15 protein-coding genes are annotated in these 15,675 nt (G+C 57.1%); 14 read left to right on the top strand and 1 reads right to left on the bottom strand.

Annotated features, from left to right (window positions below; translation table 11 throughout):
* Positions 1 to 25: 25 nt before the first annotated feature.
* From tap to ES815_RS01180, 14 genes are all read left to right on the top strand, one after another.
* The gene (tap, locus tag ES815_RS01245) at positions 26 to 1,627 is read left to right on the top strand and encodes a methyl-accepting chemotaxis protein IV (RefSeq protein ID WP_142486245.1); all 1,602 of its coding nucleotides are present in this window, start codon (positions 26 to 28) and stop codon (positions 1,625 to 1,627) included.
* Between the two features lie 19 nt (positions 1,628 to 1,646).
* Positions 1,647 to 2,516, top strand: a complete 870-nt coding sequence (gene cheR, locus ES815_RS01240) for a protein-glutamate O-methyltransferase CheR (protein ID WP_142486244.1) — start codon at positions 1,647 to 1,649, stop codon at positions 2,514 to 2,516.
* The gene (locus tag ES815_RS01235; protein ID WP_142486243.1) at positions 2,513 to 3,562 is read left to right on the top strand and encodes a chemotaxis response regulator protein-glutamate methylesterase; all 1,050 of its coding nucleotides are present in this window, start codon (positions 2,513 to 2,515) and stop codon (positions 3,560 to 3,562) included. The genes cheR and ES815_RS01235 overlap by 4 nt, the downstream gene beginning before the upstream one ends.
* Positions 3,563 to 3,578: 16 nt before the next feature.
* Positions 3,579 to 3,968 carry a chemotaxis response regulator CheY gene (gene cheY, locus ES815_RS01230; protein ID WP_039030844.1) on the top strand — a complete coding sequence of 130 codons (390 nt, stop codon included), beginning with the start codon at positions 3,579 to 3,581 and terminating at the stop codon, positions 3,966 to 3,968.
* Between the two features lie 10 nt (positions 3,969 to 3,978).
* Positions 3,979 to 4,623: a protein phosphatase CheZ gene (gene cheZ / locus ES815_RS01225; RefSeq protein ID WP_142486242.1), complete on the top strand. Its 645-nt coding sequence runs from the start codon at positions 3,979 to 3,981 to the stop codon at positions 4,621 to 4,623.
* A gap of 345 nt (positions 4,624 to 4,968) precedes the next feature.
* Complete coding sequence (locus tag ES815_RS23930; RefSeq protein WP_142486241.1) at positions 4,969 to 5,193, top strand: hypothetical protein; 225 nt, start codon at positions 4,969 to 4,971, stop codon at positions 5,191 to 5,193.
* Between the two features lie 78 nt (positions 5,194 to 5,271).
* Complete coding sequence (locus ES815_RS01215) at positions 5,272 to 5,835, top strand: helix-turn-helix transcriptional regulator (RefSeq protein WP_142486240.1); 564 nt, start codon at positions 5,272 to 5,274, stop codon at positions 5,833 to 5,835.
* Positions 5,836 to 5,956: 121 nt separating this feature from the next.
* Positions 5,957 to 7,105: a flagellar biosynthesis protein FlhB gene (gene flhB, locus ES815_RS01210; protein ID WP_142486239.1), complete on the top strand. Its 1,149-nt coding sequence runs from the start codon at positions 5,957 to 5,959 to the stop codon at positions 7,103 to 7,105.
* The gene (gene flhA / locus ES815_RS01205) at positions 7,098 to 9,176 is read left to right on the top strand and encodes a flagellar biosynthesis protein FlhA (protein ID WP_142486238.1); all 2,079 of its coding nucleotides are present in this window, start codon (positions 7,098 to 7,100) and stop codon (positions 9,174 to 9,176) included. Before flhB ends, flhA begins: the two co-directional genes overlap by 8 nt.
* Before the next feature lie 2 nt (positions 9,177 to 9,178).
* Positions 9,179 to 9,571 (top strand): flagellar protein FlhE, encoded by a 393-nt coding sequence (locus ES815_RS01200; RefSeq protein WP_142486237.1) that lies wholly within the window; start codon positions 9,179 to 9,181, stop codon positions 9,569 to 9,571.
* 191 nt (positions 9,572 to 9,762) lie between these two features.
* On the top strand, positions 9,763 to 10,194 hold the full coding sequence (locus tag ES815_RS01195) for an arginine:ornithine antiporter (RefSeq protein ID WP_142486236.1): 432 nt from the start codon (positions 9,763 to 9,765) through the stop codon (positions 10,192 to 10,194).
* Positions 10,195 to 10,238: 44 nt separating this feature from the next.
* Positions 10,239 to 10,754, top strand: a complete 516-nt coding sequence (locus ES815_RS01190) for a DUF805 domain-containing protein (protein ID WP_142486235.1) — start codon at positions 10,239 to 10,241, stop codon at positions 10,752 to 10,754.
* Positions 10,755 to 11,010: 256 nt separating this feature from the next.
* Positions 11,011 to 12,594: an MFS transporter gene (locus ES815_RS01185; RefSeq protein WP_142486234.1), complete on the top strand. Its 1,584-nt coding sequence runs from the start codon at positions 11,011 to 11,013 to the stop codon at positions 12,592 to 12,594.
* A gap of 4 nt (positions 12,595 to 12,598) precedes the next feature.
* Positions 12,599 to 13,738: a glycoside hydrolase family 105 protein gene (locus tag ES815_RS01180; protein WP_142486233.1), complete on the top strand. Its 1,140-nt coding sequence runs from the start codon at positions 12,599 to 12,601 to the stop codon at positions 13,736 to 13,738.
* Positions 13,739 to 13,883: 145 nt separating this feature from the next.
* Here the strand turns inward: ES815_RS01180 and argS are convergent, their stop codons facing one another.
* Positions 13,884 to 15,617, bottom strand: coding sequence for an arginine--tRNA ligase (argS, locus tag ES815_RS01175; RefSeq protein WP_142486232.1), 1,734 nt, complete (start codon positions 15,615 to 15,617; stop codon positions 13,884 to 13,886).
* Between the last annotated feature and the right edge of the window lie 58 nt (positions 15,618 to 15,675).

Raw genomic sequence — 15,675 nt, 5'->3', positions numbered from 1 at the left:
TGCTGGCCGCTAAATGGGAGCGTGGATGTTAAATCGTATTCGTATCTCGACCACCCTGTTTTTGATTTTGATTGTCTGTGGGGTGTTGCAGGTTGGCAGTAACGGCTTGTCGTTTTGGGCTTTTCGCGATGGTTATCAGAACTTGCAGGAGATGCAGAGCAGCAACCAACAGCGCGCGCTACTGACGCAGAGCCGCGCCGTTCTGCTGCAGGCCAGCACGGCGCTGAATAAAGCGGGCACCCTGACCGCGCTGAGTTATCCGCCTGATGACATCAAGGCGCTGATGACCACCGCGCGCAGCAGCCTGAAGCAGGCTGACGGCATGTTCAAATCCTTTAACGAACAGCCAGCGATCGGCGCGAAAGACAGCGAGCTGAAAAAAGCGATGCAGGGTGCGTTCAGTCAGTGGTACAGCGATCTGGAACATCAGGCGACCTGGCTGGAAAACAACCAGCTGTCGGATTTCCTCACCGCACCGGTACAGGAGTCGCAGGCGGCGTTTGACGCCAGCACCGAGGCCTGGCAGCAGGAGATAAATCTGTTTGTGCAGGCCGCGGGTAACGACAGCCGCACCAGCTACCACATGTCCGGCGTGATTTTCGCCACCATGATTGTGTTGACCGCGATACTGACCAGCGCCGCGCTGTGGTGGTCACGCAGGATGATCGTTCAGCCGCTGGCGATCATCAGCAGCCATTTCGACAGCATTGCGAAGGGCGATCTGGCGCGGCCGGTGGCGGTGTACGGCAAAAACGAAATTTCGGCTATTTTCGCCAGCCTGAAAGCGATGCAGGGCTCGCTGCGCGAAACGGTAACCGAGGTGCGTCAGGGCAGCTATGCCATGCACACCGGGATCTCGGAGATTGCCGAAGGCAATAACGATCTCTCGTCGCGCACCGAACAGCAGGCCGCGTCGCTGGCACAAACGGCCGCCAGCATGGAGCAGTTGACCGCCACCGTCGGGCAGAACGCCGACAACGCCCGTCAGGCTTCCGGTCTGGCGAAGAGCGCGGCCCAGACGGCGAAGAAGGGGGGCGAACAGGCTTCCCGCGTGGCGAACACCATGAATCAGATCGCCACCAGTTCACAGAAGATTGGCGACATCATCAGCGTCATCGACGGCATTGCGTTCCAGACCAACATTCTGGCGCTGAACGCCGCGGTGGAAGCCGCCCGTGCGGGCGAGCAGGGGCGTGGTTTTGCGGTGGTGGCGGGCGAAGTGCGCAACCTGGCGAGCCGCAGCGCCAATGCGGCAAAAGAGATCAAGGTGCTGATTGAAGAGTCGGTATCGCGGGTGCAGCAGGGGTCGGAGCTGGTGGATACCGCAGCGAAAACCATGACTGAAATCGTCAGCTCGGTCACCCAGGTGAACGACATTATGGGCGAAATCGCCTCGGCATCCGATGAACAGCGTCGCGGGATTGAGCAGGTAGCGCTGGCCGTCAGCCAGATGGATCAGGTGACGCAGCAGAACGCCGCGCTGGTAGAAGAAGCCGCGGCCGCCACCGACCAGTTAGCCGGACAGGCGGATCATCTGACCTCGCTGGTCGCGGTATTTAATGTGAATGAACGTGTTGAAACAGTTACAGAAGTCGGGCGGTCGCAGGCCGTTCCAGTCGGAACCTGAACGTGATTAAGAAGGCGCTATGACATCACCACTGCCCTCAGGGCAATCGTCATTATTGTTACAGATGACACAGCGCCTCGCGCTGTCCGATGCGCATTTCCGTCGGATATGTCAGTTAATCTACCAGCGCGCGGGGATTGTGCTTGCCGATCACAAGCGGGACATGGTCTACAACCGTCTTGTGCGTCGCTTGCGCACGCTCGAGCTGGATGATTTTGGTCGCTACCTCGGCATGCTGGAAGCGAACCCGAACAGCGCGGAGTGGCAGGCGTTTATCAACTCGCTGACCACCAACCTGACCGCCTTTTTCCGGGAAGCTCACCACTTCCCGGTGCTGGCGGAGCATGCCCGCCGCCGCAGCGGCGGCGAGTATCGCGTCTGGAGTGCGGCGGCCTCGACCGGTGAAGAGCCTTACTCGCTCGCCATCACCCTGGCCGATACCCTGGGTACCGCGCCGGGCCGCTGGAAGGTGGTCGCCAGCGATATCGATACCGAAGTGCTGCAAAAAGCGCAGAGCGGTATCTATCGCCAGGACGAGCTGAAAACCTTGTCGCCACAGCAGCTTCAGCGCTACTTCATGCGCGGCACCGGCCCGCACGATGGGCTGGTGCGGGTGCGCAGCGAACTGGCGAATGCGGTGGAGTTCTCCATGGTCAATCTGCTGGAGAAACAGTACAACGTGGCGGGGCCGTTTGACGCCATTTTCTGCCGTAATGTGATGATCTATTTCGACAAAACGACGCAGCAGGAGATCCTGCGCCGCTTTGTACCGTTGCTCAAGCCGGACGGATTACTGTTTGCCGGGCACTCGGAGAATTTCAGCAATCTCGTGCGCGAGTTTAGCCTGCGTGGGCAGACGGTATATGCGCTGAGTAAGGATAAAGCATGAGTAAAATCAGGGTCTTGTCAGTTGATGATTCGGCGTTGATGCGCCAGATCATGACGGAGATTATCAACAGCCACAGCGACATGGAGATGGTGGCGACGGCCCCCGATCCGCTGGTAGCCCGGGATTTAATCAAAAAATATAACCCCGACGTGCTGACTCTCGATGTCGAAATGCCGCGTATGGACGGCATCGACTTCCTTGAGAAGTTAATGCGTCTGCGGCCGATGCCGGTGGTGATGGTCTCTTCGCTGACCGGCAAAGGCTCCGAGATCACCCTGCGGGCGCTGGAGCTGGGGGCGGTGGATTTCGTCACCAAACCGCAGCTCGGCATTCGTGAAGGGATGCTGGCGTACAGCGAGATGATCGCGGAAAAAATTCGTACCGCCGCACGGGCGCAGGTGGCCATGCACAAGCCGATGGCCGCGCCGGTGACCCTGAAGGCGGGCCCGCTGTTAAGCTCGGAAAAACTGCTGGTGATTGGGGCATCCACCGGGGGAACAGAGGCAATTCGCCATGTACTCCAGCCATTGCCGCTCTCAAGCCCCGGTATTCTGATTACCCAGCATATGCCGCCAGGCTTTACCCGTTCGTTCGCCGAGCGTCTGAACAAATTGTGTCAGATCAGCGTGAAAGAGGCGGAAGACGGCGAGCGCGTTCTGCCAGGGCATGCCTATATCGCCCCGGGTGACAAGCATATGGAGCTGGCGCGCAGCGGTGCAAACTATCAAATCAAAATTCATGACGGGCCGCCGGTTAACCGGCACCGTCCGTCGGTGGATGTGCTGTTTCATTCGGTGGCGAAACACGCGGGGCGCAACGCCGTTGGGGTGATCCTGACGGGGATGGGCAACGACGGCGCCGCCGGAATGCTTGCGATGCACCAGGCTGGCGCCTGGACCATCGCGCAGAATGAAGCAAGTTGTGTAGTGTTCGGCATGCCGCGCGAGGCCATCAATATGGGTGGCGTCAGCGAAGTGGTCGATCTCAGTCAGGTTAGTCAGCAGATGCTGGCAAAAATCAGTGCCGGACAGGCAATACGTATTTAACGAGGAGTGTAGTTTTATGGCGGACAAAGAGCTCAAGTTTTTGGTTGTGGATGACTTTTCCACCATGCGTCGCATCGTGCGCAACCTGCTGAAAGAGCTGGGTTTTAATAATGTTGAAGAAGCGGAAGACGGTGTCGATGCGCTGAACAAACTGAATGCCGGCGGCTTTGGTTTTGTCATTTCCGACTGGAACATGCCGAACATGGATGGTCTGGAACTGCTGAAAACCATTCGTGCAAATGGCGCGATGGCCTCTCTGCCTGTGCTGATGGTGACGGCCGAAGCCAAGAAAGAGAACATTATTGCTGCGGCACAGGCTGGCGCAAGCGGGTATGTGGTGAAGCCATTCACCGCTGCAACTTTGGAAGAAAAACTCGGTAAGATCTTCGAGAAACTCGGCATGTGAGGTACGGGAGATGATGCAGCCTTCGATTAAACCCACGGATGAGCATTCACCCGGCGACATAATTGCCCGGATCGGCAGCTTGACGCGCATGCTGCGCGACAGCCTGCGTGAGCTGGGACTGGATCAGGCGATTGCAGAAGCGGCGGAAGCGATTCCCGATGCCCGCGATCGTCTTGATTATGTTGTGCAAATGACTGCCCAGGCGGCAGAGCGTGCGCTGAACAGTGTTGAAGCGTCGCAGCCGCATCAGGATGAGATGGAAAAAGGCGCGAAAGCGCTGACCAAACGCTGGGATGAGTGGTTCGAAAATCCAATCGAACTCTCCGACGCCCGCGAACTGGTCACCGATACTCGTCAGTACCTTGGCGATGTGCCGGGCCATACCAGCTTCACCAACGCGCAGCTGCTGGAGATCATGATGGCGCAGGATTTCCAGGACCTTACCGGTCAGGTGATCAAGCGCATGATGGATGTGATCCAGGAGATTGAACGTCAGCTGTTGATGGTGCTGCTGGAGAACATGCCGGAACCTTCCGCGCGTCCACAACGCGAAAACGAAAGCCTGTTGAATGGCCCGCAGCTCGATACCACCAAAGCCGGTGTCGTGGCAAGCCAGGATCAGGTCGACGACCTGCTGGACAGCTTAGGGTTCTGATAGCCTGAGCCCGGCTGGAATCGCCTGGCGGCGCTTCGCTTGCACAGGCCTACAAAGACCGCACATATTTCGATATTGCAGGGTGTTGTAGGCCGGGTAAGCGCAGCGCCACCCGGCAGAAATGCCACCTGTAAAGGTGGCATTTTTCTTTGTGCATCTGTTTCATCCTTTATTACGACAATCCAACCAGAATCAGTAACCTGCCGCGACTTACGTTATTTCAAATTCAGCCATTCTGATAGTCTCACCAGGGTCATTGCTGACCCTAGGCAACAAACGGTCGAGTGATAAAATCATCGTTGACAGATGTCAACAGTCATAATAGCATCTTAATAACGGAGGCTAATGAAGAAACATCCGAACAAGCATATTCAGGAGGCAATTGAATATGCCCTCCGGAGAGGCTGGATTTGGGTTCCTCCCGGTCATTCAGCGCACTGTTTCTGCAAGTTACGCTGTGGTAATCCTGAAGGTGAACATCGCGATTGCCAAATGAGCGTATGGTCGACGCCGAAAAACGCAGAAAGCCATGCGATGCAAATCATCCGCAACGTAAAACGCTGTCCATGATTTTGCCCGGTAAAGGGCAGCAACAGCTGCTCTTTACCGAATACGAGACAATATCTGACGATAAAACAAAGAGGTATTATGGCGCTTTATAACTTCATTCTGACCCTATCAGGCGTAACTTACGAGACTGAAGGACTGGAAGATGCGCTGTACGCAAGCGGCTGCGACGATGCACTGATTTGCGCATATGGCCGCTCCGTCTACGTTGAGTTTGACCGTGAAGCTGAATCCCTGGATGCAGCCATCTCCTCAGCGGTCGACAATATCGAATCAGCGGGCATCGGCGCTATCGTAGGATCTGTCGACTCCGCCCTTGTCGGTTTGAGCGACATAGCCGAAATGACCAACATGTCGCGCCAGGCAATCGCCATGCTAAAAGACGGCACCCGCGGAAGCGGCGATTTTCCTTGCCCTATCCAGCGCATTAAAGGTCAGTCTCCGCTGTGGGACTGGGGCGACGTGGCGCACTGGCTTTCATCGAACGGCCGCTTAAAACAGGACAGCGAGCTGGTCGTTAACGCACACGTCCTCAGTAAGTGGAACCTGGTGCTCAGAAATAGCGCCTCAAAAGACTCTGAAAAAATTGCGTCTCTTGCCGCATCCCTGGTGGCACGCCGTTGTAAACAGGCTGTACAGGCATAAATTAACGCGCTGACCCAACCGAAAGCCCTAAATCAGCCCTTTTATCGCCGCTAATTAGCCCATTGTTCAGCCCCCGCTTTGGCATCATAGCGTCCGGACCTCTACCTGCGAGATGCTTGCCGTGGCAGAAGATAGCGACGACAAAACAGAAGCCCCCACACCCCACCGACTTGAAAAAGCGCGTGAGGACGGGCAAATACCCCGATCCCGAGAACTCACCTCGCTGCTGATTTTACTGGTTGGCGTGTGCATTATCTGGATCGGCGGGGAATCCCTTGCCCGCAGACTGGCCGGCATGCTCTCGGCCGGGTTGCGCTTCGATCACAGCATGGTCAACGACCCTAACCTGATCCTCAGCCAGATTATCCTGCTGATCAAAAGCGCGATGGTCGCGCTGCTGCCGCTGATTACCGGCGTCGTACTGGTGGCGCTCGTATCGCCGATCATGCTGGGCGGGCTGGTGTTTAGCGGAAAGTCGTTGCAGTTTAAATTCTCAAAACTGAATCCGCTGCCCGGGATCGCGAAGATGTTCTCGGCGCAAACCGCCGCTGAGCTGGTGAAAGCGTTGATGAAAGCCACGCTGATGGGTAGCGTGGCCGGATTTTTTATCTGGCACAACTGGCCGGAGATGATGCGCCTGATCAGCGAGTCTCCGCTGACCGCGATGAGCAACGCGCTCGATCTGGTGGGGCTCTGTTCGCTGCTGGTGGTGCTGAGCATTATCCCGATGGTGGGATTTGACGTTTTCTTCCAGATCTACAGCCATATCAAAAAACTGCGGATGTCCAAACAGGACCTTCGCGATGAGCATAAGCAGATGGAAGGCGACCCGCACGTTAAAGGGCGTATCCGCCAGATGCAGCGTGCCGCCGCCCGTCGCAGGATGATGGAGGATGTGCCGAAAGCGGACGTCATCGTCACCAACCCGACCCACTACTCCGTTGCGCTGCAGTATGACGAAGACAAAATGAGCGCGCCGAAGGTGGTGGCGAAAGGGGCAGGGCTGATTGCCCTGCGGATCCGCGAAATTGGTAACGAAAATCGCATTCCGATGCTGGAGGCCCCGCCGCTGGCGCGTGCGCTTTACCGCCATGCGGAAATTGGACAACAGATCCCAGGCCAGCTGTATGCCGCTGTGGCGGAAGTGCTGGCATGGGTATGGCAGTTGAAACGCTGGCGTCTGGCCGGTGGTCAACGGCCTGTGAAACCTGAGAATCTCCCGGTGCCTGCTGCGCTGGATTTTATGAACGAGAAGGACACTGATGGCTAATCTGGTGGCAATGTTGCGCCTCCCCGGCAACCTGAAATCGACTCAATGGCAGATTATGGCCGGGCCGATCCTCATCCTGCTAATTCTGTCGATGATGGTGTTGCCGCTTCCGGCATTCATCCTCGACCTGCTTTTTACCTTCAACATTGCGCTCTCGATCATGGTGCTGCTGGTGGCGATGTTCACCCAGCGCACGCTGGAGTTCGCCGCATTCCCGACCATTCTGCTGTTTACCACGCTGCTACGTCTGGCGCTGAACGTGGCCTCCACCCGTATCATTCTGATGGATGGCCATACCGGCGGCGCGGCGGCAGGTAAGGTGGTTGAGGCCTTCGGCCACTTCCTGGTGGGCGGCAACTTCGCCATCGGTATCGTGGTGTTTATCATCCTCGTGATCATCAACTTTATGGTTATCACCAAAGGTGCGGGACGTATCGCGGAAGTGGGCGCGCGTTTCGTACTGGACGGGATGCCGGGCAAACAGATGGCGATTGACGCCGATCTCAACGCCGGGCTGATTGGCGAAGATGAAGCGAAAAAACGCCGTGCAGAAGTGACCCAGGAAGCCGACTTCTACGGCTCGATGGACGGTGCGAGTAAGTTCGTTCGCGGCGATGCCATCGCCGGTATTCTGATCATGGTGATCAACGTGGTGGGCGGCCTGCTGGTCGGGGTTCTGCAGCACGGGATGAGCATGGGCCATGCGGCGGAAAGCTATACCCTGCTGACCATCGGTGACGGTCTGGTGGCCCAGATCCCGGCGCTGGTGATCTCCACCGCGGCCGGTGTGATCGTGACCCGCGTCGCCACCGATCAGGACGTTGGCGAGCAAATGGTAACTCAGCTGTTCAGTAACCCGAACGTGCTGATGCTGTCGGCGGCGGTACTGGGGCTGCTGGGCCTGGTGCCGGGGATGCCGAACTTCGTCTTCCTGCTGTTCACCGCCGCGCTGCTGGGGCTGGCCTGGTGGCTGCGCGGGCGTGAAGCCAAACCGAAGGCCGAGCCTGCGCCGATTAAGATGCCGGAAAACACCCAGGCGGTGGAAGCCACCTGGAATGACGTCCAGCTGGAAGATTCGCTGGGGATGGAGGTGGGCTATCGCCTGATCCCGATGGTTGATGCCCAACAGGACGGTGAACTGCTGGGGCGTATCCGCAGTATCCGTAAAAAATTCGCGCAGGACATGGGCTTCCTGCCGCCGGTGGTGCATATCCGCGACAATATGGATCTGCCCCCTGCACGCTACCGCATCCTGATGAAAGGGGTGGAGATCGGCAGCGGGGACGCCTATCCGGGGCGCTGGCTGGCGATCAACCCGGGTACGGCGGCGGGAACGCTGCCGGGGGAACAAACTATCGACCCGGCCTTTGGGCTGGCGGCCATCTGGATCGAAAGCGCCCTGAAAGAGCAGGCGCAAATCCAGGGCTATACCGTGGTGGAGGCCAGTACCGTGGTAGCCACCCACCTGAACCACCTGATCGGTCAGTTCTCGGCGGAGCTGTTTGGTCGTCAGGAGGCGCAGCAGCTGCTGGACCGCGTGACCCAGGAGATGCCGAAGCTGACCGAAGATCTGGTCCCGGGCGTATTGACCCTGACCACGCTGCACAAAGTGCTGCAAAATCTGCTCGACGAGAAAGTGCCGATCCGCGATATGCGTACCATTCTGGAAACCCTGGCCGAACATGCGCCGCTGCAAAACGATCCGCACGAGCTGACGGCGGTGGTGCGCGTGGCGCTGGGCCGCGCCATTACCCAGCAGTGGTTCCCGGGTACCGGCGAGGTGCAGGTGATTGGGCTGGATACGCCGCTTGAGCGTCTGTTGCTACAGGCGTTGCAGGGCGGCGGCGGGCTGGAGCCGGGGCTGGCGGATCGTCTGCTGGCGCAAACCCAGGAGGCGTTGCAGCGTCAGGAGATGCTCGGCGCGCCGCCGGTACTGCTGGTGAACCATGCGCTGCGTCCGCTGCTGTCGCGGTTCCTGCGCCGCAGCCTGACGCAGCTGGTGGTCCTGTCGAATATGGAGCTGTCGGACAATCGCCACATCCGCATGACTGCCAGCATTGGAGGGCAATAATAATGCGTAAACTACTCTGGTTACTGGCGCTGCCGATGATGGCGCAGGCCGCAGGCGAGGGGGCCTGGCAGGACAGCAGTATCGGCCTGACCCTTAACAACCGGGGCGTAGCGGCTTCGTCCCGTCCGCTGTCGGCGAAGCAGCCGGTATCCGGTCTGATGACCCTGGTGGTCTGGCGCTACGAGCTGAATGGCCCAATCCCCGCCGGGCTGCGGGTGCGGTTATGCTCCCAGGCGCGCTGCACCGAACTGGACGGCGCCAGCGGCAGCACCAATGCCTTCAACAATGTGCCCGCCGCCGAACCGCTGCGCTTTATCTGGGAAGTACCCGGCGGGGGCCGTCTGATCCCTGCCCTGAAGGTGCAGCGTAACGAGGTGATCGTTAACTACCGCTAAACCCCCAACGCCGTTCCGTTCACCCGAACCGAACGGCGTTGTCATTTATCAGGCTTTGTTATTTCCTTCCTGCTATTCCTTCCCCTCGCGGTTCTTATTGAGAGAATATCACTGGATGTCACCCTCCGGAGAATATAGGCTACACGTTGAGATACGTAGATATTTAAATCAATAATGGAAAGGAAGCAGATATGAAATTGAACTTCAGGCAAGTATGCATGTTCTGGGGGAGCATGGATGTTTTATATCTGGCCAATTATCTCTGGCAAAGTATTGCCGAGGGTCGTATTCCTTTAATTGATGATATTTTTAGTTTTAATCAGCTTTATACAGAACAGGGTGGCGGTTACTGGCTTATTTTAATATTTACCCTGTCAATGATAACAACTCTGTCCATTTTCTTTTCAGCTGTGTTGCTCCTTACCGCATGGGATAAGGCCATCTACCTGGTGGCTGCGCAAACCCCTTTGCGCTTGCTGTTGGTTATGCCCTCACTCTCTTTTTTGCCCTGGATCCTGAAAGGTATTAACCCAGGAGGAATAGGGCTGGCACTCGTTTTATTGCTAACGTCAGAGACACTGAAGGTCTGGTCATTGATAATCTCAAGAAAACGCAATAAGTGATTTTTTAATAACGTCAGGGACAGGGATTGTAAAAGGATGAACGTATGAACAAAAGCATCAAGGATGGTTATTATGACGGCTGGAAAAAGACTTTTGTATATAAGGGCCGAACTACGCGGAAAGCGTTTTGGTCATTCATAGTGATGAATATAATGATTGTTCTGTTTATTGCGGCGCTGAGCTATTTCCTTCTGGTCGTTTCAGTTGCCGATAGTACCAGCTGGGGCGGGATGATGCTGGTCTGGGCCTGGTATGTCTGGCTTCCCCTCAGCACGCTGGCCCCGATAATATTGCTCGTGCCCGTCGTCTCACTGGGCATCCGCAGGCTGCACGATGCCGGAAAATCAGGCTGGTGGTTTGGCGGGGCGCTGCTGATGAACCTGCTGATCCTGCCGCTTATTCTGACCGGTATTCATCAGGTTATGCTTATCCTGGTAGAAGTAAACCACACAGATCAGGCGATGAAAATCATCAGCATCACACTCAGTACATTAGCGGCGCTTTATCTCCTCTGGCTATGCTGTTTGCCGTCAAAACCGGCAGCAGAGAACGCCGGCTGATCGCTTTTTCGCCAGTTATCAGTCCATTCTGATGACTGGCTCGCATAATTGACCCTGCCTTTTGAAGCAAAAGAAACGCTGTTTTATAAAAGAGTGACGCGCGTAGTAAATCTCTTTGCATTTTTGCCAGTTGCCGCCGGGCGGTGGCAGAAACAGAAAGGTATCCGCGTAGGGATACTCTTACTGTAACCCTGTAGTCACTCCCGTTCCCTCCGGGCTAACCGGGAGTCATCTAAAACTTACAGGGTCGACGGTAATGAAAACACGTAAAATTGGACTCGCAAACTATCTGGCCTACGGATCGGGCGATTTTCTCGGGGCGGGAACCACAGCGCTAACCGCTGCCTGGCTGTTATATTTTTATACTACCTTCTGCGGTCTCTCTCCGATTGAGGCCACTTTCATCTTTGCTGCGGCAAGGGTGCTGGATGCCGTCGTCAGTCCGCTGATGGGCTTCCTGACCGATAACTTTGGTACCACCTGGCTTGGCAAACGCTTTGGCCGTCGTAAGTTCTTTATTCTGCTCGGCATCCCGTGCGTCTTCAGCTACTCGCTGATGTGGGTCGGGGATATGGGCTTCTGGTACTACCTGCTGACCTATCTGATCTTTGATATCGTCTACACCATGATCCTGGTACCGTACGAAACCCTGGTACCGGAGATGACCGACGATTTTAAACAGAAAACCAAATTCTCCGGTGCGCGTATCTCCATGGCGCAAATGTCGGCGATTCTGGCCTCCTTCCTGCCGGGTATTCTGTTGACCCACTTCGGGAAAGACAACGCCATCTCCTTCTTCTATGCCAGCCTGGTGTTCTCAGTGCTCTGCGCCCTGATGCTGACCTTCGTCTGGTTCTTTACCTGGGAGCGTCCGCGTGAAGAGTGGACCGAAGCCGCGCTGCGTGCCGAAGAAGAGAAGAAAAAACTGACGCTCGGGCAGAGCCTGAACCGTCTGTTCGTTGAGCTGAGCTCTACCCTGCGAATCAAAATTTTCCGTCAGCATCTGGGGATGTACCTCGGAGGCTACATCGCGCAGGACGTGTTTAACGCCGTCTTCACCTACTACGTGGTCTTTGTCCTGATGCAGGAAGCCTCCATGGCCTCTAACCTGCTCGGCACCATGGCTATCTTCCAGTTCCTTGCCGTTATCGCCATGATCCCGCTGTGCATCCGTTTTGGACCAGCGCCGTCGTATCGCATGGTGGTGGTGCTGTTTGGTCTGGCATCCATCTCCTATGCCGCGCTCTATTACGCCGGCATGAGTGACATCTACGCGCTGCTGCTGCTGGTTTCTGCTCTGGCGGGGCTGGGTCGAGGCGGGATCAACTACGTGCCGTGGAACACCTACACCTATATCGCTGACGTCGATGAAGTCATCACCGGTCAACGCCGCGAGGGCATCTTCGCCGGCATCATGACCCTGACCCGTAAAGCGTCGCAGGCGGGAGCCATCATGCTGGTGGGTATCGTCATGCAGATGTCCGGCTTTGTCAGCGGGCAGAAAGTGCAGCCGGAAGGGGTAAGCCACACCATTCTGATGATCCTGAGCGTGGGGACGATTCTGGTCCTGTGCTGCGGCTTCCTCGTCTCACTGCGCTTTAAGCTGAACTTACAAACGCACAGCACGCTGCGCGAAGAGACGGCCAAAATGCGTGAGTCCGGCCGTGCGATACCGGAGGCCGCCACGCCGCAGGCCCGCGCCACGGTCGAAATGCTGGCCGGTATGCCGTACGACTGCCTGTGGGGCAATAACAACATCGGCTATCTGAATCGCAATAAACCCGCTGCACCGTCCGTGAAAGAACGTGCTTTACTGAATTCGACATACAACAGAGGTTAAGATTATGAAGGTTTGGCCTGTCAAACATAGCCCGTTACTGCGTCAGCCAGAGCGTTTTATCGCCAGAGATGAGCTGAAAGCGCTGATCCAGAAAGTGACGCATAACCTGGTGAACATTCACGATAAAACCGGCGAGTTTTTACTGCGGCTGGACGACGGGCGCGTGATCGACACCAAAGGCTGGGCGGGCTGGGAGTGGACGCACGGGGTCGGTCTCTACGGCATCTGGCAGTATTACTGCCAGACCGGGGATGAAGGGATGCGCGATATCATCGACAGCTGGTTTGCCGAGCGCTTTGTCGAAGGGGCCACCACCAAGAACGTCAACACCATGTCGCCGTTTTTGACCCTTGCGTATCGTTATGAAGAGACGCGTAACCCGGCCTGGCTGCCGTGGCTGGAGAGCTGGGCCGAGTGGGCGATGGTTGAGATGCCGCGCACCGATCACGGCGGCATGCAGCACATCACCCTGGCGGAAGAGAACCACCAGCAGATGTGGGACGACACCCTGATGATGACCGTCCTGCCGCTGGCGAAGATTGGCAAACTACTTAATAAACCTGAATACGTGGAAGAGGCGGTCTATCAGTTCCTGCTGCACGTGCAGAACCTGATGGATCGGGAGACCGGGCTGTGGTTCCACGGCTGGAACTACGACGGTCAGCACAACTTTGCCAACGCCCGCTGGGCGCGCGGCAACAGCTGGCTGACAATCGTTATTCCTGATTTCCTTGAGCTGGTGGATCTGCCGGAAAACAACGCCGTGCGCCGTTATCTGGTGCAGGTGCTGAATGCGCAGATTGCTGCCCTGGCGAAGTGTCAGGACGAGAGCGGTCTTTGGCATACGCTGCTCGACGATCCGAACTCTTATCTGGAGGCCTCCGCCACCGCCGGATTCAGCTACGGGATCCTGAAAGCGGTGCGCAAACGCTACGTGGCGGCGGAGTATGCGGAGGTGGCCGAGAAAGCCATCCGCGGGATCGTGAAGAATATCTCGCCGGAAGGTGAACTGCTGCAAACGTCATTTGGTACCGGGATGGGCAGCGATCTGGAGTTCTATCGCCAGATCCCGTTGACCTCGATGCCGTACGGTCAGGCGATGGCGATATTGTGTCTGACGGAATATCTGCGGAAATATTTCTGATAGCGGCAGGTATCCCCCGGTGGCGCTGCGCTTACCGGGGCTACAAAACAACAAACCCGGCTTGCGCCGGGTTTTTGTTATTTCGATACCCGGTTTTGTAGGCCTGATAAGCGAAGCGCCATCAGGCATTAACCGGACACCGATGTTACATGCGTTCGACGGTTTCAATACCCAGGGTATCCAGACCCAGCTTCAGGGTCTTCGCCGTCAGCTGCGCCAGCTTCAGGCGGCTGTTGCGTACCGCTTCACTCTCGGCGGAGAGAATAGGGCAGTGCTCGTAGAAGCCGGAGAACAGGCCAGCCAGATCGTACAGGTAGGCGCACATCACGTGCGGCGTACCGTCGCGGGCCACCACAGACAGCGTCTCTTCGAACTGCAGCAGACGGGCCGCCAGCTGCGCTTCGCGATCTTCGCTGATGGTTACCTGCGCCTGTGCCAGCACGGCTTCGTCAATCTCTGCCTTGCGGAATACAGACAGCACGCGGGTGTAGGCATACTGCATGTACGGCGCGGTGTTGCCTTCGAAGGCCAGCATGTTATCCCAGTCGAATACGTAGTCGGTGGTACGGTTCTTGGAGAGATCCGCATATTTCACCGCACCGATACCGACGGCGTTCGCCAGTTTTTCCAGCTCGTCTGCAGGCATGTCCGGGTTTTTCTCTGCCACCAGACGGCGGGCACGCTCCAGCGCCTCGTCCAGCAGATCCGCCAGCTTCACGGTACCGCCCGCACGGGTTTTAAACGGTTTGCCGTCTTTACCCAGCATCATGCCGAACATGTGGTGTTCCAGCGGCACGGAGTCCGGTACATAGCCCGCTTTACGCACGATGGTCCACGCCTGCATCAGGTGCTGGTGCTGACGGGAGTCGATGTAATAGAGGACGCGATCCGCATGCAGCGTTTCGTAGCGATATTTGGCGCAGGCGATATCGGTGGTGGTGTAGAGGTAGCCGCCATCCTTTTTCTGGATGATGACGCCCATCGGTTCGCCTTCCTTGTTTTTGTACTCATCAAGGAAGACCACCGTTGCGCCTTCGCTTTCGACCGCCAGCCCTTTGGCTTTCAGGTCGGCCACGATCCCGGCCAGCATCGGGTTGTACAGGCTCTCGCCCATCACGTCTTTACGGGTCAGGGTCACGTTCAGACGATCGTAGGTGAGCTGGTTCTGGGACATGGTGATGTCCACCAGCTGGCGCCACATCTGACGGAAGTACTCGTCGCCGCCCTGCAGTTTCACCACGTAGCTACGCGCGCGCTCGGCAAAGGCTTCGTCTTCGTCGTAGTGCTTTTTCGCATCGCGGTAGAAGCCTTCCAGGTCCGCCAGCGCCATCTCACCAGCGTTATCCTGCTGCTGTTTTTCCAGCCAGGCGATCAGCATGCCGAACTGGGTGCCCCAGTCGCCGACGTGGTTCGCGCGGATCACGTTGTGGCCGAGGAACTCCAGGGTGCGCACGGAGGCATCACCGATGATGGTGGAGCGCAGGTGGCCGACGTGCATCTCTTTCGCCACGTTCGGGGCGGAGTAGTCGACGACGATGGTTTGCGCTTGCGGCTGTGCCACGCCCAGACGGTCGGATTTCAGGGCCGCATCTACGTTTTGCGCCAGGAAGGCAGGGTCGAGGAAGATATTGATAAAGCCCGGCCCGGCGATTTCGGTTTTGCTGGCGATACCCTGCAGATCCAGGTGCGTCAGGACCTGCTCTGCGAGTTGTCGCGGCGCCATGCCCAGTTTTTTAGCCACTGCCATCACGCCATTGGCCTGATAGTCGCCAAACTGTACTTTCGCTGACTGACGAACCTGCGGTTCACAGTCTGCAGGTGCGCCTGCAGCAATCAGTGCCTGACTGACTTTTTCTGAGAGAAGAGCCTGAATATTCACCGGGATACCTTACATTTTTGACGCGATCATCATGCTGCCGCGTCAGTTAAAGAAATTA

This window comes from Leclercia adecarboxylata (assembly GCF_006874705.1).
In the GTDB taxonomy this organism is placed as follows: Bacteria; Pseudomonadota; Gammaproteobacteria; order Enterobacterales; family Enterobacteriaceae; genus Enterobacter; species Enterobacter adecarboxylatus_C.
The sequence above is the reverse complement of the archived record's forward strand: the minus strand, read 5'-3'. Positions and strand labels throughout refer to the sequence as shown.

What these genes read in the sequence shown, in the direction of transcription:
- tap (WP_142486245.1), top strand. Translation starts at nt 26, where the DNA reads ATGTTAAATCGTATTCGTATCTCGACCACCCTGTTTTTGATTTTGATT.
- cheR (WP_142486244.1), top strand. Translation starts at nt 1,647, where the DNA reads ATGACATCACCACTGCCCTCAGGGCAATCGTCATTATTGTTACAGATG.
- ES815_RS01235 (WP_142486243.1), top strand. Translation starts at nt 2,513, where the DNA reads ATGAGTAAAATCAGGGTCTTGTCAGTTGATGATTCGGCGTTGATGCGC.
- cheY (WP_039030844.1), top strand. Translation starts at nt 3,579, where the DNA reads ATGGCGGACAAAGAGCTCAAGTTTTTGGTTGTGGATGACTTTTCCACC.
- cheZ (WP_142486242.1), top strand. Translation starts at nt 3,979, where the DNA reads ATGATGCAGCCTTCGATTAAACCCACGGATGAGCATTCACCCGGCGAC.
- ES815_RS23930 (WP_142486241.1), top strand. Translation starts at nt 4,969, where the DNA reads ATGAAGAAACATCCGAACAAGCATATTCAGGAGGCAATTGAATATGCC.
- ES815_RS01215 (WP_142486240.1), top strand. Translation starts at nt 5,272, where the DNA reads ATGGCGCTTTATAACTTCATTCTGACCCTATCAGGCGTAACTTACGAG.
- flhA (WP_142486238.1), top strand. Translation starts at nt 7,098, where the DNA reads ATGGCTAATCTGGTGGCAATGTTGCGCCTCCCCGGCAACCTGAAATCG.
- ES815_RS01200 (WP_142486237.1), top strand. Translation starts at nt 9,179, where the DNA reads ATGCGTAAACTACTCTGGTTACTGGCGCTGCCGATGATGGCGCAGGCC.
- ES815_RS01195 (WP_142486236.1), top strand. Translation starts at nt 9,763, where the DNA reads ATGAAATTGAACTTCAGGCAAGTATGCATGTTCTGGGGGAGCATGGAT.
- ES815_RS01190 (WP_142486235.1), top strand. Translation starts at nt 10,239, where the DNA reads ATGAACAAAAGCATCAAGGATGGTTATTATGACGGCTGGAAAAAGACT.
- ES815_RS01185 (WP_142486234.1), top strand. Translation starts at nt 11,011, where the DNA reads ATGAAAACACGTAAAATTGGACTCGCAAACTATCTGGCCTACGGATCG.
- ES815_RS01180 (WP_142486233.1), top strand. Translation starts at nt 12,599, where the DNA reads ATGAAGGTTTGGCCTGTCAAACATAGCCCGTTACTGCGTCAGCCAGAG.